This is a genomic window from Amycolatopsis sp., from assembly GCF_035546795.1.
GTDB lineage: Bacteria > Actinomycetota > Actinomycetes > Mycobacteriales > Pseudonocardiaceae > Amycolatopsis_E.
On sequence record NZ_DASZWC010000042.1, the window covers coordinates 77,487 to 100,741 of the forward strand.

At 68.5% G+C, this 23,255-nt stretch carries 21 protein-coding genes; 11 read left to right on the top strand and 10 right to left on the bottom strand.

Annotated elements, in window-relative coordinates:
* Positions 1-69 precede the first annotated feature (69 nt).
* From VHD82_RS24200 to VHD82_RS24210, 3 genes are all read right to left on the bottom strand, one after another.
* On the bottom strand, positions 70-948 hold the full coding sequence (locus VHD82_RS24200; protein ID WP_325708207.1) for an A/G-specific adenine glycosylase: 879 nt from the start codon (positions 946-948) through the stop codon (positions 70-72).
* 13 nt (positions 949-961) lie between these two features.
* On the bottom strand, positions 962-1,453 hold the full coding sequence (locus VHD82_RS24205) for a carbonic anhydrase (RefSeq protein ID WP_325708210.1): 492 nt from the start codon (positions 1,451-1,453) through the stop codon (positions 962-964).
* Between the two features lie 70 nt (positions 1,454-1,523).
* Positions 1,524-2,624 carry a LacI family DNA-binding transcriptional regulator gene (locus VHD82_RS24210; protein ID WP_325708213.1) on the bottom strand — a complete coding sequence of 367 codons (1,101 nt, stop codon included), beginning with the start codon at positions 2,622-2,624 and terminating at the stop codon, positions 1,524-1,526.
* Positions 2,625-2,819: 195 nt separating this feature from the next.
* Between VHD82_RS24210 and VHD82_RS24215 the strand changes: the two genes are divergently transcribed.
* From VHD82_RS24215 to VHD82_RS24225, 3 genes are read left to right on the top strand one after another with little or no spacing between them, the layout of a single operon-like run.
* On the top strand, positions 2,820-3,725 hold the full coding sequence (locus VHD82_RS24215; protein WP_414637573.1) for a metal ABC transporter solute-binding protein, Zn/Mn family: 906 nt from the start codon (positions 2,820-2,822) through the stop codon (positions 3,723-3,725).
* Positions 3,722-4,516 (top strand): metal ABC transporter ATP-binding protein, encoded by a 795-nt coding sequence (locus VHD82_RS24220; protein ID WP_325708216.1) that lies wholly within the window; start codon positions 3,722-3,724, stop codon positions 4,514-4,516. Before VHD82_RS24215 ends, VHD82_RS24220 begins: the two co-directional genes overlap by 4 nt.
* Entirely contained in the window at positions 4,517-5,401 is an 885-nt protein-coding gene (locus tag VHD82_RS24225; RefSeq protein WP_325708219.1) for a metal ABC transporter permease, read from the top strand.
* On the opposite strand, the gene VHD82_RS24230 is transcribed toward VHD82_RS24225, so the two are convergent.
* Genes VHD82_RS24230 through VHD82_RS24240 form a run of 3 tightly spaced genes read right to left on the bottom strand, consistent with a single transcriptional unit; the run spans position 5,355 to position 9,110 of the window.
* The gene (locus VHD82_RS24230) at positions 5,355-6,659 is read right to left on the bottom strand and encodes an alginate O-acetyltransferase AlgX-related protein (protein ID WP_325708221.1); all 1,305 of its coding nucleotides are present in this window, start codon (positions 6,657-6,659) and stop codon (positions 5,355-5,357) included. The genes VHD82_RS24225 and VHD82_RS24230 overlap by 47 nt on opposite strands.
* A 22-nt stretch (positions 6,660-6,681) precedes the next feature.
* Positions 6,682-7,899, bottom strand: a complete 1,218-nt coding sequence (locus tag VHD82_RS24235) for a DUF445 domain-containing protein (protein WP_325708224.1) — start codon at positions 7,897-7,899, stop codon at positions 6,682-6,684.
* A gap of 35 nt (positions 7,900-7,934) precedes the next feature.
* A complete protein-coding gene (locus VHD82_RS24240) occupies positions 7,935-9,110 on the bottom strand; it encodes a DUF445 domain-containing protein (protein ID WP_325708281.1) in 1,176 nt (391 codons plus the stop codon).
* Between the two features lie 205 nt (positions 9,111-9,315).
* On the opposite strand from VHD82_RS24240, the gene VHD82_RS24245 reads away from it, so the two are divergent.
* On the top strand, positions 9,316-10,506 hold the full coding sequence (locus VHD82_RS24245; protein WP_325708226.1) for a hypothetical protein: 1,191 nt from the start codon (positions 9,316-9,318) through the stop codon (positions 10,504-10,506).
* 239 nt (positions 10,507-10,745) lie between these two features.
* Here VHD82_RS24245 and VHD82_RS24250 read toward each other — a convergent pair whose 3' ends face one another.
* The 4 genes from VHD82_RS24250 to VHD82_RS24265 form a co-directional block, all read right to left on the bottom strand.
* Positions 10,746-12,161, bottom strand: coding sequence for an FGGY-family carbohydrate kinase (locus VHD82_RS24250; protein WP_325708230.1), 1,416 nt, complete (start codon positions 12,159-12,161; stop codon positions 10,746-10,748).
* Complete coding sequence (locus tag VHD82_RS24255; protein WP_325708233.1) at positions 12,158-13,489, bottom strand: MFS transporter; 1,332 nt, start codon at positions 13,487-13,489, stop codon at positions 12,158-12,160. The genes VHD82_RS24250 and VHD82_RS24255 overlap by 4 nt, the downstream gene beginning before the upstream one ends.
* 69 nt (positions 13,490-13,558) lie before the next feature.
* A complete protein-coding gene (locus VHD82_RS24260; protein ID WP_325708236.1) occupies positions 13,559-14,329 on the bottom strand; it encodes a DeoR/GlpR family DNA-binding transcription regulator in 771 nt (256 codons plus the stop codon).
* A gap of 13 nt (positions 14,330-14,342) precedes the next feature.
* Positions 14,343-14,945, bottom strand: coding sequence for a histidine phosphatase family protein (locus VHD82_RS24265; protein WP_325708239.1), 603 nt, complete (start codon positions 14,943-14,945; stop codon positions 14,343-14,345).
* A gap of 71 nt (positions 14,946-15,016) precedes the next feature.
* Between VHD82_RS24265 and VHD82_RS24270 the strand changes: the two genes are divergently transcribed.
* The 7 genes from VHD82_RS24270 (at position 15,017) to VHD82_RS24300 (ending at position 22,795) form a co-directional block, all read left to right on the top strand.
* Positions 15,017-15,694 (top strand): HAD family phosphatase, encoded by a 678-nt coding sequence (locus VHD82_RS24270; RefSeq protein WP_325708284.1) that lies wholly within the window; start codon positions 15,017-15,019, stop codon positions 15,692-15,694.
* On the top strand, positions 15,691-17,367 hold the full coding sequence (locus tag VHD82_RS24275) for a dihydroxyacetone kinase family protein (RefSeq protein ID WP_325708242.1): 1,677 nt from the start codon (positions 15,691-15,693) through the stop codon (positions 17,365-17,367). Before VHD82_RS24270 ends, VHD82_RS24275 begins: the two co-directional genes overlap by 4 nt.
* A complete protein-coding gene (locus VHD82_RS24280) occupies positions 17,367-17,831 on the top strand; it encodes a ribose-5-phosphate isomerase (RefSeq protein WP_325708245.1) in 465 nt (154 codons plus the stop codon). Before VHD82_RS24275 ends, VHD82_RS24280 begins: the two co-directional genes overlap by 1 nt.
* Before the next feature lie 30 nt (positions 17,832-17,861).
* Positions 17,862-18,890, top strand: coding sequence for a 2-hydroxyacid dehydrogenase (locus tag VHD82_RS24285; RefSeq protein ID WP_325708248.1), 1,029 nt, complete (start codon positions 17,862-17,864; stop codon positions 18,888-18,890).
* The gene (locus tag VHD82_RS24290; protein WP_325708251.1) at positions 18,887-20,335 is read left to right on the top strand and encodes an FGGY-family carbohydrate kinase; all 1,449 of its coding nucleotides are present in this window, start codon (positions 18,887-18,889) and stop codon (positions 20,333-20,335) included. The genes VHD82_RS24285 and VHD82_RS24290 overlap by 4 nt, the downstream gene beginning before the upstream one ends.
* Positions 20,332-20,982 (top strand): class II aldolase/adducin family protein, encoded by a 651-nt coding sequence (locus VHD82_RS24295; RefSeq protein ID WP_325708254.1) that lies wholly within the window; start codon positions 20,332-20,334, stop codon positions 20,980-20,982. The genes VHD82_RS24290 and VHD82_RS24295 overlap by 4 nt, the downstream gene beginning before the upstream one ends.
* 175 nt (positions 20,983-21,157) lie before the next feature.
* Entirely contained in the window at positions 21,158-22,795 is a 1,638-nt protein-coding gene (locus tag VHD82_RS24300; protein WP_325708257.1) for an APC family permease, read from the top strand.
* The last annotated feature ends 460 nt before the right edge of the window (positions 22,796-23,255 follow it).

The following is a 23,255-nucleotide window of genomic DNA, read 5'->3' on the forward strand; positions in this document are numbered from 1 at the left end:
CCAGAGCCTCGAAATCGCCGCCGGGCACGGAAACGAAGCGCTCGCCCGAATCCGCGAAACCCTTCGCCGCTAGTGCTCGCCGGGCAGCGCGAAGCGGCCGTCCGGGATCTGCTCGACCAGCCCGTCGGTGAGCAGTGACGCCAGGCAGCGGTCGCGGCGTCCGCCGTCCTGCGGCCACACCGTGTCGAGCCGGGCCTTCCACACCGGTTCCGGCGTGTCCCGCAGTACGTCGAGCAGCATCCCGCGGATCTGCCTGTCCGTGCCGGCGAACTTCTGCGTCGGCTTGGCCGGGCCGTCATACGCCGGCCGCCCGGCGCGCTGCCAGGCGCAGGTTTCGTAGACCGGGCAGTCGGCACAACGCGGGGAGCGCGCCGTGCACACCAGCGCGCCGAGTTCCATCAGTGCGGCGGAAAACCGGGCCGCGCGTGCGTCGTCCAGCGGCAGCATGGCCTCGACGTCGGCCATGTCACGGGTGTTCGACGGTGGGCCGGCGTCACCCGCGCCGTGTACCGCCCGCGCGACCACCCGGCGCACGTTGGTGTCCACCACCGGAGCCCTTTTGCCGTAAGCGAAAGCGGCCACCGCGCGCGCCGTGTACGCGCCGATGCCCGGCAGCGCCAGCAGAGTGTCCACATCGGACGGAACGACATCGCCGTGCTGTTCCGCGATCGCCGTCGCCGCCGCGTGCAGGCGCAGCGCACGACGCGGGTAGCCGAGTTTGCCCCAGGCCCGCAACACCTCGCCCTGGCTCGCCGCCGCCAGCGCCGATGGCACCGGCCAGCGCGCCAGCCACTCTTCCCACATCGGCTGCACCCGCGCGACCGGCGTCTGCTGCAGCATGATTTCGCTGACCAGCACACCCCAGCCGGTGCATTCGGGCCGCCGCCACGGCAGGTCCCGCCCGGTGCGGTCGAACCAGTCGGTCAGGGTTTCGGCGTCGATGGACACCGCCCGAGAATAGCTACTCGACTTCGGTGAGCGCGCCCGTGTGCACGTCGTAGACGAACCCGCGCACGTTGTCGGTGTGCGGCAGGAAGGCGCTGCGCCGCGCACGCCGCACCGACGTGCGCACACTGTCCTCGACATCCCGGAACGCCTCGACGGCCCAGGTAGGCCGAAGGCCGCTGTCCTGCTCGAGCTCGTCCTTGAAGCCGTCCTCGGTCACCATCGAGAGGCCGCAGTTGGTGTGCTGCACGATCACCACTTCGGTGGTGCCCAGCTTGCGCTGCGACAGCGCCAGCGAGCGCAGGACGTCGTCGGTGACGACACCACCGGCGTTGCGCAGGATGTGCGCCTCGCCCTGGATCAGCCCGAACAGCTCGAACACGCGAATACGCGCGTCCATGCAGGTCAGGATCGCGATGTGCATGGAAGGCTGCGCGGAGGAGCGGTCCCCTCGCAGCTTGTCCTCCAGTGCGCGGTTCCGCTCCAACAGCACGTCAGTCGCGGTCATGAGGCCCTCCTGAAGTCCGACTCCTGAGCAGACTTTCGCACAACCGGAGGGCTCGCGGGCTAGAGAAAGATCACGGCCCGAACCAGTGCTCTTCCATCGTCCGCGGCGGGGCGGACGTGGTGCCCAGTCGCAGCTCGGTCTCGAGCGTGATGATCCTGGGGTTCACGTGTTCGGCGGACGCGAGCAGCAGCTTGCCCGCCGCGCGCCCCTTCTCCAGTACCGGCTGGTGCACGGTGGTCAGGCCCATCCGCTCGGCCTCGGCGATCCCGTCGAACCCGGTGACCGTGAGATCCGCCGGTACGCGCAGGCCGCGCCTGTCCGCCTCGGCGAGCGCGCCGAGCGCCAGGATGTCCGAAGTGCAAATCAGTGCGGTGACCTGCGGGTAGGCGCTGAGCAGCTGCCGCGCGGCCGAGGCGCCCTCGTCGACGGTGTGATCGAACCGCTCCACCACCGGTACGCTCGCCCAGTCCACCCCGGCCTTGGTGAACGACGTGGCCAGTGCCTCCAGCCGGGTGCGCTGCACGTGGAAATGCGCGCCACGCTGGCGATCCTGCGAGACGAAGTCGTCATTGCGGTCCCGGCCCAGCCGCATGCACAGCACGCCGATCTGCCGGTGGCCGAGGCCGATCAGGTGCTCGGCCAGTTTGCTGATCGCCGTCGCGTCGTCCGGGCCGACCCGGTCCACGCCCTCGACCTGCGGCTGGTCGATGATCACGGTGGGCACCGGGCGCGCCAGCACGGCGGCCAGATGCGGGTCGTCGTCGGGTACTGAATAGACGACGAACCCGTCGACCCCGGCGCGATGCACCGCGGCGACGTCCTCCCGGCCAGGGCTGGCCGGCACGAGGTGCAGGCCGACGCCCGCGTCTTCGCACGCCAGCGCGAGCCCTTCGAGCACGCCGATGGCGGCCGGGTCGCGGAAGGCGTACGACAGGTTCTCGGTCAGCAGCAGCCCGACCGCGCCCGCCTTGCGGGTGCGCAGCGAGCGGGCGACCGGATCCGGGCCCGGGTACCCCAGCCGCCGTGCCGTTTCCAGCACGCGACGGCGCAGCTCGGGCGAGAGCTGGTCCGGACGGTTGTAGGCGTTGGACACCGTGGTCCTGGACACGCCGAGTTCCGCGGCGAGCGACGCCAACGTCGCCTGTCGCCTCATGCGCATAGGACGCCCCATGAGGGAACCGTAACGGTTCAGTACGGATTCCAGAAGTCAGCGGCCCCTCGTCGGGAGGTCGTGTGGGCGCAACTCGATGTTCAGGCCCGCTTCACCCATCCCGGCAAGATCAACACTCGGTGGGGTAAAGTGAACTCGAAAACCGTTTCCATTAACTACGGACTGTGCTTTTACCTGCCACTTTCGGGAGTGAACGTGTCGTCTACGCGTCATTTGCCGCGCCTCACCGCGCTGATTTCCGCCTCTGCCGCCCTCGCGCTGGTGCTCGCCGGATGTGGCGGGGGTAACACCGCGGGCGACGACGGCGGCAGGATCGACGTTGTCGCGTCGACCGATGTCTGGGGCAGCGTGCTCTCCGCCGTCGGCGGCGACCAGGTGCGGGTCACCTCCATCATCCACGACCCCGGCGCCGACCCGCACTCCTACGAAACCACCCCGCAGGACGCCATCTCGGCGCAGAAGGCCCAGCTCACCCTCGCCAACGGCGGCGGCTACGACGACTTCTTCACCAAGCTCGCCGACCAGGCGGCCAACGCGAAGAAGCTCGTCGCGTATGACATCGGCGCGACCGGCGACGAGAACGAACATGTCTGGTACAGCTTCGCCACCGTCGAGAAGGTCGCCGACCAGGTTGCCGTCGAGCTCGGCCAGCTTCGTCCCGCCGACGCGCAGACCTTCACCGCCAACGCGAACACCTTCAAGGCCAAGGTCGCCGATCTCGAGACGAAGACCGAGCAGGCGGGCGCGGCGAGCCCGGGTGCCAAGGTGCTCGCGACCGAACCCGTCGCGCACTACCTGCTGGAGACCGCCAAGGTCACCGACGCCACCCCGAAGGAATTCTCCGAGGCGGTGGAGCAGGAGAGCGACGTGCCGGCCGCGGCGCTCGCCGAGGTGCAGAACATCATTGCCGCCAAACAGGTCAAAGCCGTCGTGAACAACGCCCAGACCGTCACCCCGGTCACCCAGCAGGTGGTGGACGGTGCCAAGCAGGCCGGACTGCCGGTGGTGAACGTGACCGAGACACTGCCCGCCGGTGCCACGGACTACATTTCTTGGATGACCAGCGAAGTCGATTCCTTGGCAGGAGCGCTGAAGTCTTGACGCCCGCCGTAGAAATCTCGGGCGCGAGCCTCGCCTTCGGCACGCGCACGCTGTGGTCCGGGCTCGACTTGACCGTCGAGCCCGGCGAGTTCCTCGCCGTCCTCGGCCCCAACGGGTCGGGAAAGACGAGCCTGCTGAAGGTGCTGCTGGGACTGCAACCGCTGTCCGGCGGCAGCTGGAAGATCAACAGTTCTCGCCCGGTCGGGTATGTCCCGCAACAACGCGCCATGCAGGAAGCGTTGACATTGCGTGGGGTCGACCTCGTCGGGCTCGGGCTGGACGGGCATCGCTGGGGGCTCGGCCTGCGCGGCCTGCGCGAGCGGCGCCGTCGTGTGCAGGAAGCGATCGAGGGGGTGGGAGCAGGGTCATATGCGAAATCGCCGGTCGGACGGCTCTCCGGCGGCGAGCAGCAGCGGCTGCGGGTGGCGCAGGCGCTGATCGGCGAGCCCGACGTGCTGTTGTGCGACGAGCCGCTGCTCTCGCTGGACCTCGGCCATCAGCGGGCCGTCAGCGCGCTGATCGACGAACGCCGTCGCAAGGCGGACACCGCGGTGCTGTTCGTCACCCACGAGCTGAACCCGATCCTGTCCTATGTGGACAGGGTGCTGTACCTGGTGGACGGCCGGTTCCGGATCGGCGAGCCGGACGAGGTGATGAACTCCAAGACGCTGTCCGAGCTGTACCGGACGAAGGTCGAGGTGATCCGCGTCGGCGGGCAGATCCACGTCGCGGGCGCGCAGAGCGCGGTCTGCGAGGAGGAGCCGCACCACCTGGAAGAGCAGGTGTCCTGAATGGACAAACTGTTCGATTTCGGGACCACGATCGACCTGCTGTCGTATCCCTTCGTGCAGACGGCGCTGCTCGCCGCGGCGGTGCTCGGCCTGGTCGCCGGGGTGCTCGGGCCGCTCGTCGTCACCCGGCGGATGTCGTTCGCGGTGCACGGCACCGCGGAGCTGGCGTTCACCGGCGCGGCCGGGGCGCTGCTGCTGGGCTTCGGGCTGGAGTATGGCGCGCTCGCCGGATCGGTGATCGCCGCGTTGCTGCTGGGTCTGCTCGGCGGCCGCGAGTCCGAACGCGACTCGGTGATCGGCGTGATCCTGTCCTTCGGGCTGGGCCTCGGCGTGCTGCTGCTGTCGTTCTACCCCGGGCGCACGTCGAACAAGTTCGGCATCCTCGTCGGGCAGATCGTGTCCATCGAGTCCACCAACATCGCGGTGCTGATCGGCGCGGCGGTCGTGGTGCTGCTCGTGCTCGCGGTTATCTACCGGCCGCTGCTGTTCGCGAGCGTCGACCCGCATGTGGCCGCCGCGCGCGGTGTTCCGGCCCGGTTACTGTCCATTGTGTTCGCGGTGCTGGTCGGCGTCGCGACCGCGCTCGGCGTGCAGATCGTCGGCTCGCTGCTGGTGGTCTCGCTGATGGTCACCCCGGCGGCCGCGGCCGTCCGGATCACCGCCAGCCCCTGGCGTGCGACGGTGCTCGCGGTGGTGTTCGCCGAGATCGCCGCGCTGGGCGGGATCATCCTCTCGCTCGCGCCCGGTGTGCCGGTGAGCGCGTTCGTCACTGCGATCTCGTTCCTGATCTACCTGGTCTGCCGGTTCGTCGCCTACCGGAGGCAGCGTGCAAGCACGGTCAGCCGATCGGATGCTGCGCCAGTTGCGTCCGTAGCTGGTCGATGAACCCGTCGTCGAAGAACGGCAGCGCCCCACCGGAAACTGTGCGCTCCACCGTTTCCAGCACGACCACGTCGGAGTTGACGAACTCGTCCACCGCCTGCGCCGCCGTGGTCTTGCTGGTGGAGTAGTTCAGCATCGTCAGATTGCTGAACGCGCCCACGAGATAACGCGAAGACGCGATGGTGAACGAATCGCCGTAGACGAGTGTCTTCTTGTCGATCGTGCCGGTGATCGGCGTTTCGATGCGGCGCACCGGGGTGTCCAGGTTGGTGACGATCGGCCCGGCCCGGTTCGTCGTGCCGTCCGGGTCGAGGTTGTACAAGGTGCTCGTCTTCTCGCCGGAGCGGCCGAGCAGCTTCGGCAGGTCCGCCGTCCCGTTCCAGGTGCCGATCGCCGGGCTGGTCCACGTCTTGGTCACGCCGGGCTGGATGGCTTCGGCGACATTGCGGGTCAGCGTCAAGCTGCCTTCGTCGTTCCAGTGCGTGTCCTCCGGCGGAAACACCGGGCGGCCCAGCTGCGCGGTCACCTGCTGCAGCTCCGGTCGCAGGTCGATCGCGCCCGCCGCGTCGAGCTGCGCCCACGTCGGGGCTTCGCCGGCGTCGTGGCAGTCCTTGCCCGGATAACTCGTGGGCAGGAACTGCGGCACCATCGTCGACTTGTCCGGCGGCACCACCCAAACGAACTTGCGGCCCGAGGCCTGCACGATGTCGCGCACCTGGTTGATCCGGTCGATCGTGTCGGACAGCGCCCGGGTCGGCGCGCATTTCGCCTCGGCGTCCACCCCGTAGTACAGCCAGCCGTTCGAGCCCTCGATCACCTGCCGGTACCCGGCCTTGTCCACCGGGCCGGACTGCGGGCCAGGGGTCTCGGAGTTGGCCGGCGGCGGGCTGCCGGGCAGCGGGCCGGAGTTCGACGTGCCGCCTTGGTCGTGCGGGGCCGATTCGCCAAACAGGCCACGACTGATCCCGTCCGCCGCCTCGATCGCCGCCGAGCGGAACGACAACTGATCGGTGGCCCAGGTCGGCAGGCTGGTGAAGAAGGCCCAGCCCTGGGACATACTGGGAAAACCCGCCAGCGCATGGTTCTCGATCTCCGTCGGGCGGACCCCGAAAACCCACAGCAGCGTCGGCGTGACGAAGAAAACCAGCGCGCTGATCAGCGCCGTCAGCTGCCGGCCACCGTGCCGGGGACGGTGCAGCGAGTGCTCCCTGGGGAGCCACGCCTCGTGCACCGCGGGCAGCTGCTGGGGTTCCTTTGCCACGGCCCCAACGTTATCCGGCCCCTCAGTGCAGCATCAGCAGAACCTGCAACTCGCCGACCACGAACCCGATCACACCGCCGACCACGATCAGCTTCCACTCCTCCTGCCGGAACGCGGGGCGCAGCAGCCCCTCGTACTCGACCGGCGTGAGCGCCAGCATCCGCTCCTCGACCATGTTGGCCACGTTCATCGCCTCGGTCAGATATCCCTCGGCGTGCCGCACCGTGTCGGGCAGGCGCTGGATCGCCTCGGCCGCGGCGGTCTCCTTCATCTCGCGCAAGCGCGCCGCGCCGATGGTCGCCGACACGAGCCGGCCCGCCTGCTCGTCCACGGCCTTCGACACTGTCCGCCGCACCAGGGCCAGCAGCCTGTCCGAACTGGGTCCGCGCAGGATCGCGTCCAGCAGGTTCGGCAGCGTGAGCACCTCGTGCGCGATCAGCTCTCCGTACTGCCGCGCCACTTCCGCGCGGCGGCGCTGGAACTTGCCCTGCAGCACCAGCCGCGGCAGCACCCGCACCGGCTCGCGCGGCAGGAAGATCATTTTGATCGCGAGCCAGTCGGTGAACAGCCCGATGCAGCCACCGAAGATCGGCAGCACCCATGGGTTGTGCGTGAGCGCCCACACCACGGCCTGCACGACGCCGAGCCCGAAGCCGAAGTAGATGCCGCAGCGCGCGATGAACCGCATCTCCGGCCGGGTCGTCTCGCGGATCAGCCGCACCAGCAACGCCTTGTCGCTGGTCAGGTTCTGCACCGTCATGTGCTTGACGTCGAGCACCTCGTCGAGGTTCTCCCGCACCTCCACCAGCAGCTCGCGCACGAGCCGCGGCGCGGCCGCCTGCACCTGTTTGACCACGAGCTCCTGCGCCATCGAGGGCAGCGCTTCCCACAACCGGGGCTGGTACTCGGCGAGCACGTCCCGCGCGATGTCGTCCACCGCGCGCAGCAGTGGCTGTTCCATCTGCGCGGTCAGCCTGTCCGGGTCGATCCGCGCGAAGATCTCCTTGAGATCCAGCAGGTTCGACGTGAGCAGATCGGTGGCGATCGCGGCCATCCGGCCGCCGTGCTTCGGGACGATGCCCTGCCAGCCGAGGAACGGACGGATACCGATGAACTCCAGCGGCCGGAACATCATCTCGATGGCGACCCGCTTGGTGAGGTAACCGATCAGCGCACCGATGATCGGGATCGCGGCGTAGAGCGGCCAGTGCGCGGCGAGGTCGGCCAGGACCTGGTGCACCGGACCTCCTCCCCGATCAGCGGTATTGGGGCAGATTAGTGCAGCAGGAGCAGAACCTGCAGCTCACCCACCAGTCCGCCGATCACCGCGCCGACCGCGATCAGCTTCCACTCGTCCTGGCGGAACGCGGGGCGCAGCAGGCCCTCGAACTCCACCGGCGACAGCCGCCGCATCCGGTCGACGATCGTGTTGCGCACATCGAGCGCGTTGACCGCGTAGTCCTCGGCGAAACGGATGGTGTCCGGCACGCGTTCGGCCGCTTTCGCCGCCGCGGCCGCCTTCATCTCCTGGAACGTATGCGAGCCGACGGCCACCACCACGAGGGGTTTGACGAGACCGGCCTGTGCGTCGATGGTGCGTTTGACCTCGCGGGTGATCATGTCGAACAGCCGGTCCGACTTCGGCCCGCGCAGCACCTCTTCCATGATGTTCGGGATGGTGATGATCTCGCGGGCGATCATGTCGCCGTAGTCGGCGGCGACCTCGTCGCGCCGTTTCTGGAAGACGCCCTGCCAGGTGTAGAGGCCGAAGAACTCGCGTGGCTCCCGCGGCAGGAAGATCATCTTGAGCGCGAGCCAGTCGGTGAACCAGCCGATGCCGAGGCCGAACAGTGGGAGCACGATCGGCGAGTTCGTCAACGCCCAGACCGCGAGCTGCACGATGCCCAGCGCGAAGCCGAAGACGAGCCCGGAGCGGGCGATGAACCGCATCTCCGGCCGCGAGATGTCGCGGATGAGGCGGTTGAGCAATGCCTTGTCGCGCACCAGGTTCGTCACGACCATGTGCTTGAGGTCGAGCACCTGGTCGATGTCGTGGGAGATCTCCCGCATGATCTTCGCGATCACCTTGGGCGATTCCGCGGCGACCCGGTTCAGCAGGAGCTGCCGGGCGCCGGCTGGAAGCGCTTCCCAGAGCCGCGGCTGGTACTGCTCCATCACTTCGCGGGTGACGTCCTCGACCACTTCCAGTAGCGGTTCCTCGATCTCTTTGGCGATCTGTTCCGGATCGAGTCTGGCGAAGATCTCCTTCGGGTCGACGAGGTTGCTGGTGAGCATCTCGGTGGCGGTCGCGGCCATCCGTTCGGCATTGGCCGGCAGCACGCCCTGCCAGCCGAGGAACGGGGGGATGCCGATGAACTCCAGCGGCCGGAACATCATCTCGATCGCGACTCGCTTGGTGACGTACCCGATAAGCGCCGCGACGAACGGCATACTGACGTAGATCGGCCAATGCTTACTGAGGTCTGCGGCCAGTTCGCCCAGATCAACCACTATGCTCCACCTCCGCGGCTCCCGGCAGAACGTTAGCCCAGCGGTCGTTGGTCGGATCGGCCGCAACGCGGCCGCCATTCACCACGGGCAAAGAATCTGAATGGCGGTATAGATCGGGGCGACCGGACGCACTAAGGTTCGCGCCATGCCCCCTGCCCAGTCCCCAATCCAATCCACCGAACCCTCTGTCGGAAATCCGCATTTCCCGCTCGTCTTCCGCGGCTATGACCGGGTGCCGGTCGATGAGCGGCTGAACCAGCTCGCGGCCGACATGAAGGACCTCTCCCAGGCGCGTGACGAGGCGATGTCCTCGGTCGCGGAGCTGACCAAGGCGCTGAGCTACGCGCAGCAGGAACTGGCCGAAACGAAGACCGCGCTGTCGCGGATGGCCAGCGACCCGTCGAGCGCGGCGACGATGACCGAACGCGTGCGCAGCATGATGACGCTCGCCGAGGAGGAGATCGCCGAGCTGCGTCAGCACGCCGAGGGTCAGGCCGACCAGATCCGTGCCGAGGCCGACAAGTACGACCTCGACACCCGCAAGGCGACCGACAAGTGGGTCGCCGAGCGTGAGGCCGAGATCGCCGAGCGCCGCAACGAGCTGGAAGCCGAGTACCAGGCGCTGACGGCGAAGCTGAAGGCCGAGCACGACGACCTGATGGACCGCGCCCGCGGCGAGATCGAGCGCCTGAACGACGAGGCGCAGGCCGAGCGGCAGCGCCTCGACGACGAGTCGAACGAACGTCGCGCCGAGGCCGAGCGAGTGGCCGACGCGGAGCTGGCAGAGAAGGTCGCCGCCGCCGAGGCCGACCTCAACACCAGGGTGCGCCAGACCGAGGACGACCTCAACACCAAGGTCCGCGACACCGAGGAAGCGCTGAACAACAAGGTCCGCACGACGGAAGACGCGCTGGCCGAGAAGGTGCAGACGACCGAAGAGGCGCTGGCGGAGAAGGTGCAGACCACCGAGGCGGCGCTGGCGGAGAAGGTGCAGACGACCGAGGCCGCGTTGGCCGAGAAGGTGCAGACGACGGAAGCGGCGCTGACCGAGAAGGTGCAGACGACCGAGGAGTCGTTGGCCAGCAAGGTTTCCGAGACGGAGCACCGGCTCGCAACGCAGACCGCCGAGGCCGAAGAGCGCGCCGCGGTCCTGGTCGCCGACGCCGAGCAGAAGCTCGCCGAAGCGAACGAGAACCGCACCCAGGCGTTCGAGTTCAAGCGCGAGGTGACCGAGCGGCTCACCGCGACGCATTCGGCGCTGCAGGCGGCTTTGCAGACGCTGACCCCGGCCGAGGCCGCCGAGGCGGCCGAGGAACCGGAGTCGGTTCCCGCCTGATCGCACCTGATCACACCCGAGCACCAGCCATCCGGCCGGTTCGGGCCGGCCCCTTCCCCGGGGTCCGGTTCGAACCGGCCTCTCTCGTTTTCGAGCCTTGGCTGGCGCGTGCGCGACTGGCCCGCAGCCCTGCTGCGTCGGACGGCGTGTTTCCGGCGGTGAGTGGGATGGCGCGTTTCCGGCGCCAGCCCGTGCGGTGCTCGTCGCGTCTGGGCGGCCCCCGGCCCCGTCGAGCGGCTCTATTTCGAGGCCAGCGCGAACAACTCGCCGTCGATCCAGCCGCGCCGGTGCAGTTCCGAGCAGAACCGCCGGTACGAGTCGAGTAGCGCCTCTCGTTGGGCCACCACTGGCTCGACAACGTGGCTCGCACCGCCTTCGAACGCGCTCACTGCGGCCAAGCCACCCGGGGTGATGGCCGCTGCGGCGAGTAGCGCCGCTCCGTACGCCGTCTCGGCGTGGGTGGAGACCTGGAGTTCGAGCCCGGTCACCGTCGCCCGGATCGAGGTCCACAATGGACTCCGGCTCCCGCCGCCCGCGGCGAGCAGCGGTCCGCGCACCTCGATACCGAGCCGCCGCAGGTGATCCAGTGCCAGCCGTTCGACGAAGGCGACACCTTCCAGCCTCGCGCGGTGCAGTTCGACCTCGTCCGCCGGTTCACCGAGCACGAACCCCCGGGCATCCGAGGCCACGAAGGGAAACCGCTCGCCCGTTCTGGCCAACGGATACGCGATGACCCCGGCCGGCCCGAGCCGCATGGCGGCCTCATCGAGCCGCGCGACGTCTCCGGTGAGCGCTTCGCCACCGGTGTTGGACGCGCCACCGGGCAACCACCAGCCGTCCGGATGCCGATGGCTGTACATCGCGCCGGTGGGATCGGGCACCAGCTGTTCGGTGACCCCCTTCAGTACGTACGTGGTACCGACGATGCCCGCGAACCGTCCCGGGGTCACCGCACCGGTCGCGAGCTGCCCGGCACAGCCGTCTGTCATCCCGGCGACCACCAGACAGCCCGCCGGCAGCCCCGCGACCGGCCGGGAAACCTGCCCCAGTACCGAAGTCGGCGCGACCACCTCGGGTAACCAGCTGACGGGCACGCCGAGAGCGTCGAACACCTCATTGGCCCACTCGCCTGCCCTCGGGTCGTACCCGCTCTTCAAGGCGTGCGACGAATCCGCGGCCACCGGCCCGCCGGTGAGCCGGGCGCAGATCAGCTCCGGGGTGTGCACAATGCCCGCCGCGGCGGGAAAGTTCTCGTGCAGCCAGGCGATCCGGCCGAGCGCGGCTGTCGGCGAGACTCCCATTCCCAGTGCCCGCCAACGTTTCGCGCCCAGCTCTGCCGCTTTCGCGTTCCAGGCCGCGCCCCGGCGGTCGTCGTACATCAGCGCCGGGGACACCGGCTCGCCCGTACCGTCAACCGCGACGATCGTGCCCGAGGTCGCCGACACCGCCACCGCGCGCACCGAGCGCCCGGCGCATACCCGTTGCAGCACGGATTCCACCGCAGGCCACCAGCTTCGCGCGTCCTGCTCACTCCGGACGTCCTCCGTGCGCACGGGGGCCGGCAGCGCCGCCGAGGCCTTCGCGACCACGACGCCGTCGGCCACTGCGAAGGCTCGCACCCCCGCGGTGGCGACGTCGATCCCGATGACGGTCAATTGACCGCCACCGAAACCTCTTGCAGGCTGCCATCCTGCTTCATCGCTTTTTCGGTGCTCTCCGGCAGTTTCAGGAACCGCACGAGCACCGCAGCGACGAGGTACAGCGCCGCGAAGATGATCACCACGCCCGCCGCGCCGACCGGGCCGAGGAACACGCTGACGATCGCCGGACCGACGAAGGCGGCGGCACCAGCCCCCAGGTTGAGCAAGGCCATCGCCCCGCCCTTGTTTTCCGGAGCCAGCGAGGGCAGCAGCGCGGAGATCGGCACGAACCCGGCCAGTGTCGCGCCGTAGAGCGCGCCGACGAGCAGCGCCACCCAGTAGTAGTCCGCGCCCAGTGCCACCGGCACGAAGTACAGCAACAGGATCGAGATCGCGCAGCCGATCGCGCCGAACCAGAAGATCGTTGTCCGCCAGCCGATCTTGTCCGAGAGCAGGCCGAAGATGAGGTTGAAGAAGATGTTCGTGCCGTAGATGACCGATACCAGCAGCAGCCAGCGCCCTTCACCGAACCCGATCTGATCCGAGAAGATCGTCGGGAAGAAGACCAGCATGCCGAACTCCGGCGCGGTGTTGATCACGCGGGCGAGCATGCCCATCCCCACCCGCGGCTTCTTCCAGGCGATGGACACGCTGGAGATCAGGCTCTGCACCGGTTTCACGTCCGGCGGGGCCAGTCGCTGGAAACCGGTGCGTTCTCGCACACCCAGCAGGCAGATCAACCCGCCCAGCATCAATACGCCGACCGACAGCCACAGCGTGCCGGTGTGCCCGAGCACCGGGTTGGTGAAGCTCGCCAGCAGCGAGCCGAGGGTCGGCAGACCGCCGGTGAACGCGAAGTAGAACCAGCCGACCGCCGCGCCGAGCCGCGCGATCGGTGCGACCGCGGTGATCCACACCAGGAACCCGAACGCGAACATCGGGTAACCGAAACCGCGGATGCCGTAGAACACCAGCATCAGCGGGTAGTTGTGCCCGGCGACGGCGACCGCGAGGAACAGCACGTCGAACACGACCCAGATCGTCAGCCCGAGCAGCATCACCCGCCGCGGGCCCCAGAGTTCCGACAGTGCCCCGGAAAGCCAGGACGCCAGCATCACCGCTACCCCGTACACGGTGATCACATACGAGGCGTGTATTTCACTCCCGGCGCCGTTATCGGCCATGAACGGCGAGATGAAACCGGACTCCACCCCGTCGCCGACCATGAACAGCAGCAACCCGACATAGCCGAGCAGCAGTGGTGCCGGCAGCCCCCACTTGTTGAGCAGTCCGGAAAAACCGCCGCCTGGTGGGGACAACCTCGATGTTGCCGTCTCACTCATCACGCCTCCATGCGTCTGTCCGACGGACTTAGCATGGACCACGTGAAGATAACACGCAAGATGGTATTTTCAGTCTTCGCCGATCTCCACCTCGATGCGGCTCCGTAGATCCTCCACGAGCTGCGGTGGCGCGTCCTGGTCGAGGATCAGCTGGTCGAAGTCGCTGAGCGGGGCGAGCTGGTGCAACGCCGCGCGGCCCAGCTTGCTGGAGTCCATCAGCAGCACCTTGCTCTCCGCGCTGGCCAGCATCGCGCGTTTGACCATCACGATCTCCGGCTCCTGGTGGTACGTCATGTCCGAGGTCATCGCCGAGGTGGAGACGAACGCGAGGTCCACGGTGAGCCGTTCGATGGCCTCCAGGCAGGGCATCCCGAGGAACGAGTCGTGCGTCGGCGAGTAGTCCCCGCCGATGGCGATCAGCCGCAGGCGATCGACAGGCTTGAGCACCTCGATCGCCTGCAGGTAGTTCGTCGCCACGGTCAGCGGGGTGATGTTGTGCAGCATCCTGGCCAGCGCGAGCGCTGTCGTCGAATCGTCGAGCAGGATCGACATCCCCGGTTCCAGCAGCTCCGACGCCGTGGCCGCGATCTCGTTCTTGGCGTCGACGTTCGCGTGCAGCCGGTATTCGCTGTTGCTCTCGAACACTGTCGACGGCTGCGCCGACACCCCGCCGCGGAACTTCCGCAGCAGGCCGCGCCGGGCAAGTTCGTCGAGGTCGCGGTGCACCGTCATCAGGCTGACGCCGGCGACCTCGACCAGTTCGGCCGCGGAGGCCGAGCCGTTGGCGATCACGAAGTCGGTGATCTTCTGCTGCCGGGCACCGGCTTTGCTCTCTTTCACGCGGGCCAGGATCTCACTGCGCCGGCTGGTTGAACCGGTGCAATGCGGTCCGGTTGCCCCGAATGTGTATTTCTGTGACGGCGGCGTTCTCCAGCCTGGGGAACACGGTCCGGTAGGTGCGCAACGGGATCCCGAGCAGCTCGCAGAGTGTCAGCCGCAGCAAGGTGTTGTGCGCGACGACCAGCACGCGCCGCCCCTCTTCCCGCTCCGCGATCTCCCGGAGCGCGTGCACGCCACGCTGTGCGGCTTCGGCAGGAGGCTCGGCGCCAGGGAACGCCCCGGTCACCGGATCGTCGCGAAACCGCTGCGCGACCTCGGCGGGCAGCTCGCTGAGGCGCTTTCCTTCCGCGACGCCGAAATGGACCTCACGCAGGAGGTCCACCGTCTCGATGGTGAGCCCGAGCGCCTTTGCGGCCGGTTCGGCGGTGCGCTGTGCGCGCCCGATCGGCGAGCAGTACAGCGCGACCGGCGGATCTGCTTGTGCGGCAAGGAATCCGGCGAGTTGATCGGCCTGCCGCAGGCCCCGTTCGGTCAGCGCGACCTCGCTGGAACCGGCGTACCGGTTGCCCTCGTGCCATTCTGTCTCGCCGTGCCGGACCAGCAGGAGCGTGCTCATCCCAGCCTCCTCGTGACAAATCTCGTCTGTGGTGTTAATTTAACATTCCAAGCGTGAAAGGGGTTGTCGCAATGGGTTTCGCCGCCGTGGTGTTCGACCTCGACGGGGTTCTCGTCGAGAGTGAGCACCTCTGGGAGGAGAACTGGGCCGCCTATGCCGCGGAGCACGGGGTCGAGTGGACCGCCGAGGACACCTCGACGGTGCAGGGGATGAGCGCGCCGGAGTGGGCAGACTACCTCGCGAAACGCAGCGGCACCACCGAGAACGCCGAGCAGGTGGAGCGTGCCGTCGTGGACGGGATGATCGCCTCGATCGGCAGGGGTGAGGCGCCACTGCTGGCGGGGGCGGACGCGATGGTGCGCGAGGTGAGCGCGCTGGTGCCGGTCGGGCTGGCGTCCTCGGCCGCGCGCCGTGTGATCGACGCTGTGCTGGCCACCCACGGCCTCACGGACCAGTTCCGCGTCACGGTCTCCAGTGCCGAGGTGTCCCGGGGCAAACCGAATCCCGATGTCTATGCCGAAGCCGCGGCGCGGCTGGGTTTCCGCGGTGAGCAGTGCCTCGGCGTCGAGGATTCGAGCAACGGCATCCGCGCGGCGGCGGCGGCCGGGCTCACCGTGATCGCGCTGCCCAACCCGACGTATCCGCCCAAGGCCGACGCGCTCGAGCTGGCGGCCGAGGTGGCGCAGAGCAACGACGAAGTCCGGCGCAAACTGCTGGTCTACCTCACCGGGGAGCTGGTCCGGTCATGACGATTCTCGGTACGGCGGAGACCTTCAAGCGGGACTGGCTCGACGGTTTCGTCACCGCATACGGCCGCGAGGTGCGGAAAGTGCCGGATGCCTACGGCGTCCTCGGCCTCGACGTTCCGCGCAAGGGGAAGGTCGCGGTGATCATCGGCGGTGGCTGCGGGCACTATCCCGCCTTCGCCGGGCTCGTCGGCCCTGGCCTGGCCGCCGGTGCGGTGGTGGGCGACGTGTTCACCAGTCCCAGTGCCGAGCAGGTGTATCGCACCGCCCGCGCCGCGGACGGGGGCGCGGGGGTGCTCTTCGGATACGGCAACTACCAGGGCGACGTGCTCCACTTCGGACTCGCGGCGCGCAGGCTGGCCGCCGAAGGAATCCAGAGCCGCACGGTCCTCGTGACGGATGACATCGCCAGCGGGCCATCGGAAAGGCCGGAAAGCCGCCGGGGTGTGGCCGGGGATTTCTTCGTCTTCAAGGTCGCGGGCGCGGCGGCCGAGCGCGGGGACGATCTGGACGGCGTGCACGCGGCCGCGGAGCGGGCGAACGCGAACACGCGCACTTTCGGCGCGGCCTTCGGCGGCTGCACGTTACCGGGCGCGGAAAGGCCGTTGTTCTCCGTCGGGGAGGCGGAGATGGAGCTCGGTCTGGGTATCCACGGTGAGCCCGGTGTCCGCACGGTTTCCCGGCTGAACGCCGTCGAGCTGGCGGACGAGCTCGTCGACGGGCTGCTGCCGGAGCTGCCTGCCGGTGACGGCCGGGTCGCCGTCCTGCTCAACGGGCTGGGGCGGACCAAGTACGAAGAGATGTTCGTGACCTACAAGCGGGTGCACGAGCGGCTGGTCGCGGCCGGGCTCGATCCGGTGCACATCGAGGTCGGCGAGTTCGTCACCTCCTTGGACATGGCGGGGATCTCGCTCTCCGCGATGGTGCTGGACGACGAGCTCGCCGAGCTGTACGCCGCGCCGTGCACCACGCCCGGCTACCGCAGTGCCGGGCTCGAGCTTCGCTCGGTGTCCACATCGTCCACTGTGGACGCGACGCTGGGCAGGCCGGAGGGGGAGGGCACCGAGATCGTCGACCGGGTGCTCACAGCGGCCATGCGCAGCATCGAGGAGCACGAGGACGAACTCGGCAGGCTGGATGCCGTCGCCGCGGACGGTGACCATGGCCTGGGGATGACGCGTGGAATGCGAGCGGCCGTCGCCGCGGCCCGCCGGGCAGCGGGCGCGTCGATAGCGGACGAACTGCTGGCCGCGGGCACGGCCCTGGCCGATGCCGCCGGCGGTGCTTCGGGGGCGCTGTACGGCGTGCTGCTCGCGGAGACCGGGGCCGGGCTTCGTGGCGAGATCACCACCAAAACGATGGCCGATGCGGTGGACAACGCGGCACGGGCCTTCGTGGAGCTGGGGCGTGCCGAGCCTGGCGACAAAACGATGCTCGACGCGATCGAGCCGTTCCGGGAAACCCTGCGGCAGCACGAGAAGGCGGCGTTGGCCGAGGCTTGGCGCAAGGCGGCGCAGGCGGCCACGTCGGCCGCGGAGGCGACAGCGAACCTGCTGCCCGCGAAGGGCCGGGCCGCCAGGCTGGCCGCACGGAGCAAGGGGCACGCCGATCCGGGGGCGACTTCGTTCGCGCTGATCGTCACGGCCATCGGTGAGGTTCTCGGGAGGGAAGAGTAATGCGCGTGGTGGTGGCCGCGGACAACGCGGGCGTGCTGCTGAAGAACGAGGTCCGTGAGCTGCTCGAGAATGACGAGCGGGTCAGCGAGGTCATCGATGTCGGAGTGGAGACGCCGGAGGACGACCGTGCGTACCCTGTGCTCGGGCTCGCGGCCGCGGAGAAGATCGCGAACGGCGAGGCCGACCGCGGTGTGCTGGTCTGCGGTACCGGCATCGGCGTGGCGATCTCGGCGAACAAGGTGCCGGGAGTGCGGGCGACGGTCGCGCACGACTCGTACTCGGCCGAGCGCTCGATCAAATCGAACAATTGCCAGGTGATCACCTTCGGTGCTCGCGTGGTCGGGCCGGAGCTGGCGAAGAAGATCGTCGGCGAATGGCTCGGCTACACCTTCGACCCGGCCTCGGCCAGTGCCGCCAAGGTCGCCCACATCACCGAATACGAGCAGGTCCACGCCGCTGGCTGAGCGGTCGCACCAGTGAGAGGAACAAAGACGTTGCGGATACTCGCTGCAGGAGACGAGTTCGTCGGGACCGGGCTGCTGATCGATGCGGTCCGGGCCGAGGTGCCCGGCGCCGAGTTCAGCCGGCTTTCCCTGCCGTGGCCGGTGGAACCGTTCGGCCCGGTGGGCGGGGTGCACGAGGCGAGCGGCACCGAGGAGCAGGTGATCGAGGCCATCGGCGGGGCCGAGGTCGCGGTCACCCAGATGGCGCCGTTCACGAAGAAGGTCTTCGCCGCAGCGCCCGAGCTGCGCATGGTGTCGGTCTCCCGTGGTGGCCCGGTGAACGTGGACCTCGCCGCGGCAACCGAGGCCGGGGTCGCGGTCACCTTCGCCCCGGGGCGCAATGCCGCGGCGGCCGCGGAGTTCGCCATCGGCCTGATCCTCGCCGCGATGCGGCGAATCGCCACGTCCTCGGCCGAGCTGCTCGGCGGTGTCTGGCGCGGTGACTACTACTCCTACGGCAAGACCGGGATCGAGCTGGAAGGCAACACAGTCGGGCTGGTCGGGTACGGCGCGATCGGTTCCAGGGTGGCGAAGGTGCTGGTCGCGTTCGGCGCGAAGGTACTCGTGTCGGACCCGTTCGCGGACCCCGCCAAGATCACGGCCGACGGGGCCGAGGTCGTGGAGCTGGACGAGCTGCTACGCCGGAGCTTCGTGGTCAGCCTGCACGCCAGGCTCACCGAGCAGACCAAGCACCTGATCAACGCGGAGAAGCTCGCGTTGATGCCGGAAGGCGCCGTGCTGGTCAACTCCGCGCGCGGTGGGCTGTTGGACTACGCGCCGCTGCCGGACGCACTGCGCAGCGGTCGGCTGGGCGCTCTCGCGCTGGACGTTTACGACATCGAGCCGCCGCCGGCGGAGTGGCCGCTGCGTGACGCGCCGAACGTGATCGCGACCCCGCACCTGGCAGGCGCCAGCAGGCAGACGGCCGAGCGGGCCGCCCGTATCGTGGCCGCGGAAGCGGGCCGGTATGCCCGCGGCGAGAAGCTGGCCAACGTCGCGAATCCGGAAGTACTGCCATGATCGTCGGCGTCGATATCGGTACATCACTGACGAAGGCCGTCGTCTTCGACGGGGCGGGCGTGTCCATCGCGCAGGCCACCACCCCGTCCGAGGTGCTGCACCTGCCCGGCGGACGGGTGGAGCAGGACCTCGACCAGGTGATCGGCACGGTGGCCACGGTGGTGCGCGAGGTAGTGAGTGGGCTTGACGGACCGGTCACGGCGCTGGCGCTCACCGGACAGGGCGATGGCGTCTGGCTGCGTGACGCCGAGGGCGAAGCCGTTCGGCCTGCCATCTCCTGGCTCGACGGCCGCGCGAACGCGCTGCTGGCCAAATGGCAGGCCGACGGAGTGACGCGGGAAGTGTTCCGCCGCACGGGTTCTGGCATGTTCCCCGGCTGCACCGCCGCGATTCTGTCCTATTTGGACGAACATGAGCCTGAGGTGCTCGATCGCGCGGCCGTCGCCGGGTACTGCGTCGATGCGGTGGTACAGCGGCTCACCGGTGAGATCACGGTCGACGTTTCGGACGCGTCGCTGCCGTTCCTCGATCCGCGCACCAGGAAGTACGACGAAGAGGCCATCGCGGCCTGTGGCCTCGCGTCCCGGCGTGGGCTGTTCGCTGAACCGGCCGAGCCGAAGGCCGTCTTCCAGCTCAACGCCCACGGTGCGAAGCTGCTCGGGCTGCCGGCAGGGCTCCCGGTCACGGCCGGCCCGTTCGACCTGCCCGCAAGCGCCATCGGTGCCGGGGTGCGTGAGCCGGGGGACGGCATCCTCACCGCGGGCACCACCCTCGCGTGCCAGGTGCTCACCGACAGTGCCGATTTCGATCCTGAGGGCGAACCGGCCGGGATGTTCCTGAGCACCCCGACAGTGGGTGAGTACCTTCGCGCGATGCCCGCGATGGTGGGCACCGCGAGCATCGACTGGATCTGCAAACTGCTGGGCATCGAGGTCGCCGAGATCGCCGGCCTGCTCGCCGCGAGCCCGCCGGGCGCGAACGGTGTGCGTGCGCTGCCCTTCCTTTCCGTTTCGGGGGAGCGTGCGCCGTTCGTCGATGCGGCGGCGCGAGCCCAGTTCTCTGGGCTCACCCTGGAGCACGGCCGCGCCGACATGGTGCGCGCACTGTGCGAGTCGATCGCTTACGCGGCAAGGCATTGCTTCGACGCGGCGGGGCTTTCGGGCCGGCTGTACGCCTGCGGCGGTGGAGTGCGGTCGGCCGAGTGGACGCAGATCTTCGCGGACGTGCTTGGCAGGCCGATCGTGATCCCGAGTGATCCCGGGGTCGGTGCCCGTGGTGCGGTTCTGGTCGCGGCCGAGGCGCTGGGCCAGCCGTACGACGTCGAGCTGTGGGCGAGTAACTCCCGTACCGTCGAGTTCGTGCCCGAAAACGTGGAGTACTACCAGACCGGATACGCCGACTACCAGGCCTCGTTGGCGGCGGCGCAGGGGTTGTGGCGGCTGTGAAGCTTGCGGAAGAACGTTTCGCGGTGTGCGAATACGCCCGGCGGATGACGGCGGACGGGCTGGTGGTCGGCACCTCCGGCAACATCTCCGTGCGCGCGGGTGATCTTGTCGCTGTCACGCCGACCGGGGTCGATTATTCCTCGCTGCGTTCGCAGGACGTGCCGGTGGTTTCGCTGGACGGATCCATTGTGGACGGAGAGCTGCGGCCCACGAGCGAACTGCCGATGCACCTGACCGTGTACACCAAAGCGGCCGATCCGGATGGCGCCCTGGTCAACGCCGTCGTGCACACCCACTCGGTCCACGCCACCGCAGTGTCCACTTTGGTCGAAGAAGTGCCGCCGATCCACTACATGCTCGCGGCGATCGGAGAGAGCGCCAAGGTTGCCCGCTACGCCACCTACGGCACGCCGGAGCTGGCCGACGCGATGCTCGAAGCGCTCGACGACCGGCGAGGCTGCCTGCTGGCGAACCACGGCACCATCACCTATGGCGACAGCCTGCATTCGGCCTACCACCGGGCACAGCAACTGGAATGGGTCTGTCAGGTCTGGCTGATCGCGCGCTCCGCGGGCAGCCCGAGCCTGTTGCCCCCGGCCGAGATCGGACGCGTGGTGGAGAAGCTCCGGGGCTACGGGCAACGCTGAGCGTGGGCTGGCGCTGGGCGACCGTATCGGACCAGACATTTGCGAAAGGTCGGAAATTTTCCAAACGTCCAGTTTGATCGACCGAAACCGACCTGTAACAGCAACGAACTGTGCGCCTCCCTTAAGGTGGCGATCATTGCCCGGCGGAGACCCCGGAAAAGGATCGAGGCGCTCAATGGTTCAATCCGCGCAATCGGATAGGTCGGATACAAACCAACCGAAACTGCATAGGTCGGTCGGCTTCTACGGCCTGATGTTCGTTTCGCTGGGATCGATCATCGGCTCCGGCTGGTTGCTCGGCGCGCTGAAGGCGGCGAAGGTCGCCGGCCCGGCGTCACTGCTGTCCTGGGTGTTGACAGCCGTCATCATGGCGACGCTGGCGCTGATTCACGCCGAACTGGGCGCGGCGTACCCGGCGGCCGGTGGGACGGCCAGGTTCCCGCTGCTTGCCTATGGAGTCGTCGCCGGGTTCGTCGGTGGCTGGGTGGCTTGGCTGCAGGCGGTCGCTCTCGCGCCGGTCGAGGTCGAGGCCAGCCTCGAATATCTCGACAACATCGGCTGGGTCAAGGAAAACCTCAATCTGCTGACCGAGAGCGGCACCCTCACCGCGAGCGGGTTCGGCTGGGCCACGCTGCTGATGGCGGTTTTCACGATCATCAACCTGGTCGGCGTGAAGCTACTCTCGGAGAGCAACACCGCCACGGTGATCTGGAAGGCCGCCGTCCCGCTGCTGACGATCGTCATCCTGCTGTCGATGCGTTTCCACCCCGGCAACTTCACCGCCGGTGGCGGTTTCGCCCCTGCCGGGGCGCACGGGGTGTTCGCCGCGCTGCCGGTCGGCGTCGTGTTCGCGTTACAGGGTTTCGAGCAGGCCGTGCAGGTCGGCGGCGAGGCGCGCAACCCGCAGAAGGACCTCTCCCGCGCCATCATCACCGCGATGGTCATCGGCACGATCATCTATCTGCTGCTGGAAATCGCGTTCATCGGCGCGCTCGACCCCGCCGCGATCTTGCACGGCTGGGACAACCCGATCGAACAGGGCTCGTTCGGCCCGTACGCGACGTTGGCGACGCTGGCCGGCGCGGGCTGGCTCGCGTACATCCTCTACGCCGACGCGTTCGTTTCGCCCGCCGGCACCGGGCTGCTATATCTGGGCACGTCGTCCCGCCTCTCGTACGCGATGGGCCGGGACAGGATGCTGCCGAAAACCTTGGGCAAGCTGAGCATCCGCGGTGTCCCGGTGTGGTCGATCGTGCTGTCGTTCGTGGTCGGCGAGATCATGTTCCTGCCGTTCCCGAGCTGGCAGAAGCTTGTCAGCGTGATCACTTCCGCCACGGCGATCATGTACGCGTTCGCGCCGGTCGCGATGTCCGCGCTGCGTAAGCGCGACCCCGATCGCCCGCGCCCGTACCGCGCGCCCGCGCCGAAGGTCATCGCGCCGGTCGGGTTCGTGGCGGCGAACCTGATCATCTACTGGACCGGCTTCGACACCACGTGGAAGATCATGGTCGCGATCGTGGCCGGTTTCCTGCTGTTCCTCGTCGGCCGGAGGACGATTGCCGCCACCGAACGCCCGCCCGTCGACTGGAAAGCGGGTATGTGGATCGCGCCGTGGCTGGCCGGCCAGGTGATCATCGGGTACCTCGGCCGCTACGGCGACAGCGGCAACATCAACGCGCTGCCGGAATGGATCGACCTGCTGGTCGTGATCGCGTTCAGCCTGGCGATCTTCTACTGGGCGGTCAACGTCGCGATGGACACCACACGAGTCCAGGCGGCCGTCGACCGCGAGGCGGCCGAACTCACCGCCTGAGCCCGGATCCCGGCTTGTCGGTCTCGGCAAGGCCACAATGGCCGACAAATGATCGACAAGCCGGGCCGGGTCTGGCTGGATTCGTGAGGTGCCGGACGCCATCCCCGAAGACCGATCGTCTTGCTGGCGCTGGGTTTGGCGGTCGTCGCCGGTGTCGACCGCGAGCCGGATCGAAACGATGATCAGATCCGAACTGCTCGCCGCCGAGCCGTCCTCCGCGGCCATCCCGCCATGCCCGGCAAGCGGGGAGTGGAATTGACGGCAGCGTGCCGGTCTGAGGTGATGACCTACCGGACCGTCAAGGCGTCCACAACACCCACCCTCAGAACTGGTAGTACAAGAACGGGCTGAAGGTGCCGTTCGCGACCAGGATTGCGGCGTAGGCGAGGCCCACGGTCATCACGCCGATGCGCAGGCTCACCGCGGGGCGGCTGCGCGAGGACTCCAGCAGCGGACCGGT

Coding starts and splice junctions, on each gene's coding strand:
- VHD82_RS24270 (WP_325708284.1), top strand. CDS start 15,017: ATGGGTTTCGCCGCCGTGGTGTTCGACCTCGACGGGGTTCTCGTCGAG.
- VHD82_RS24255 (WP_325708233.1), bottom strand. CDS start 13,489: ATGAGTGAGACGGCAACATCGAGGTTGTCCCCACCAGGCGGCGGTTTT.
- VHD82_RS24265 (WP_325708239.1), bottom strand. CDS start 14,945: ATGAGCACGCTCCTGCTGGTCCGGCACGGCGAGACAGAATGGCACGAG.
- VHD82_RS24240 (WP_325708281.1), bottom strand. CDS start 9,110: ATGCCGTTCGTCGCGGCGCTTATCGGGTACGTCACCAAGCGAGTCGCG.
- VHD82_RS24245 (WP_325708226.1), top strand. CDS start 9,316: ATGCCCCCTGCCCAGTCCCCAATCCAATCCACCGAACCCTCTGTCGGA.
- VHD82_RS24275 (WP_325708242.1), top strand. CDS start 15,691: ATGACGATTCTCGGTACGGCGGAGACCTTCAAGCGGGACTGGCTCGAC.
- VHD82_RS24210 (WP_325708213.1), bottom strand. CDS start 2,624: ATGGGGCGTCCTATGCGCATGAGGCGACAGGCGACGTTGGCGTCGCTC.
- VHD82_RS24280 (WP_325708245.1), top strand. CDS start 17,367: ATGCGCGTGGTGGTGGCCGCGGACAACGCGGGCGTGCTGCTGAAGAAC.
- VHD82_RS24300 (WP_325708257.1), top strand. CDS start 21,158: ATGGTTCAATCCGCGCAATCGGATAGGTCGGATACAAACCAACCGAAA.
- VHD82_RS24225 (WP_325708219.1), top strand. CDS start 4,517: ATGGACAAACTGTTCGATTTCGGGACCACGATCGACCTGCTGTCGTAT.
- VHD82_RS24290 (WP_325708251.1), top strand. CDS start 18,887: ATGATCGTCGGCGTCGATATCGGTACATCACTGACGAAGGCCGTCGTC.
- VHD82_RS24205 (WP_325708210.1), bottom strand. CDS start 1,453: ATGACCGCGACTGACGTGCTGTTGGAGCGGAACCGCGCACTGGAGGAC.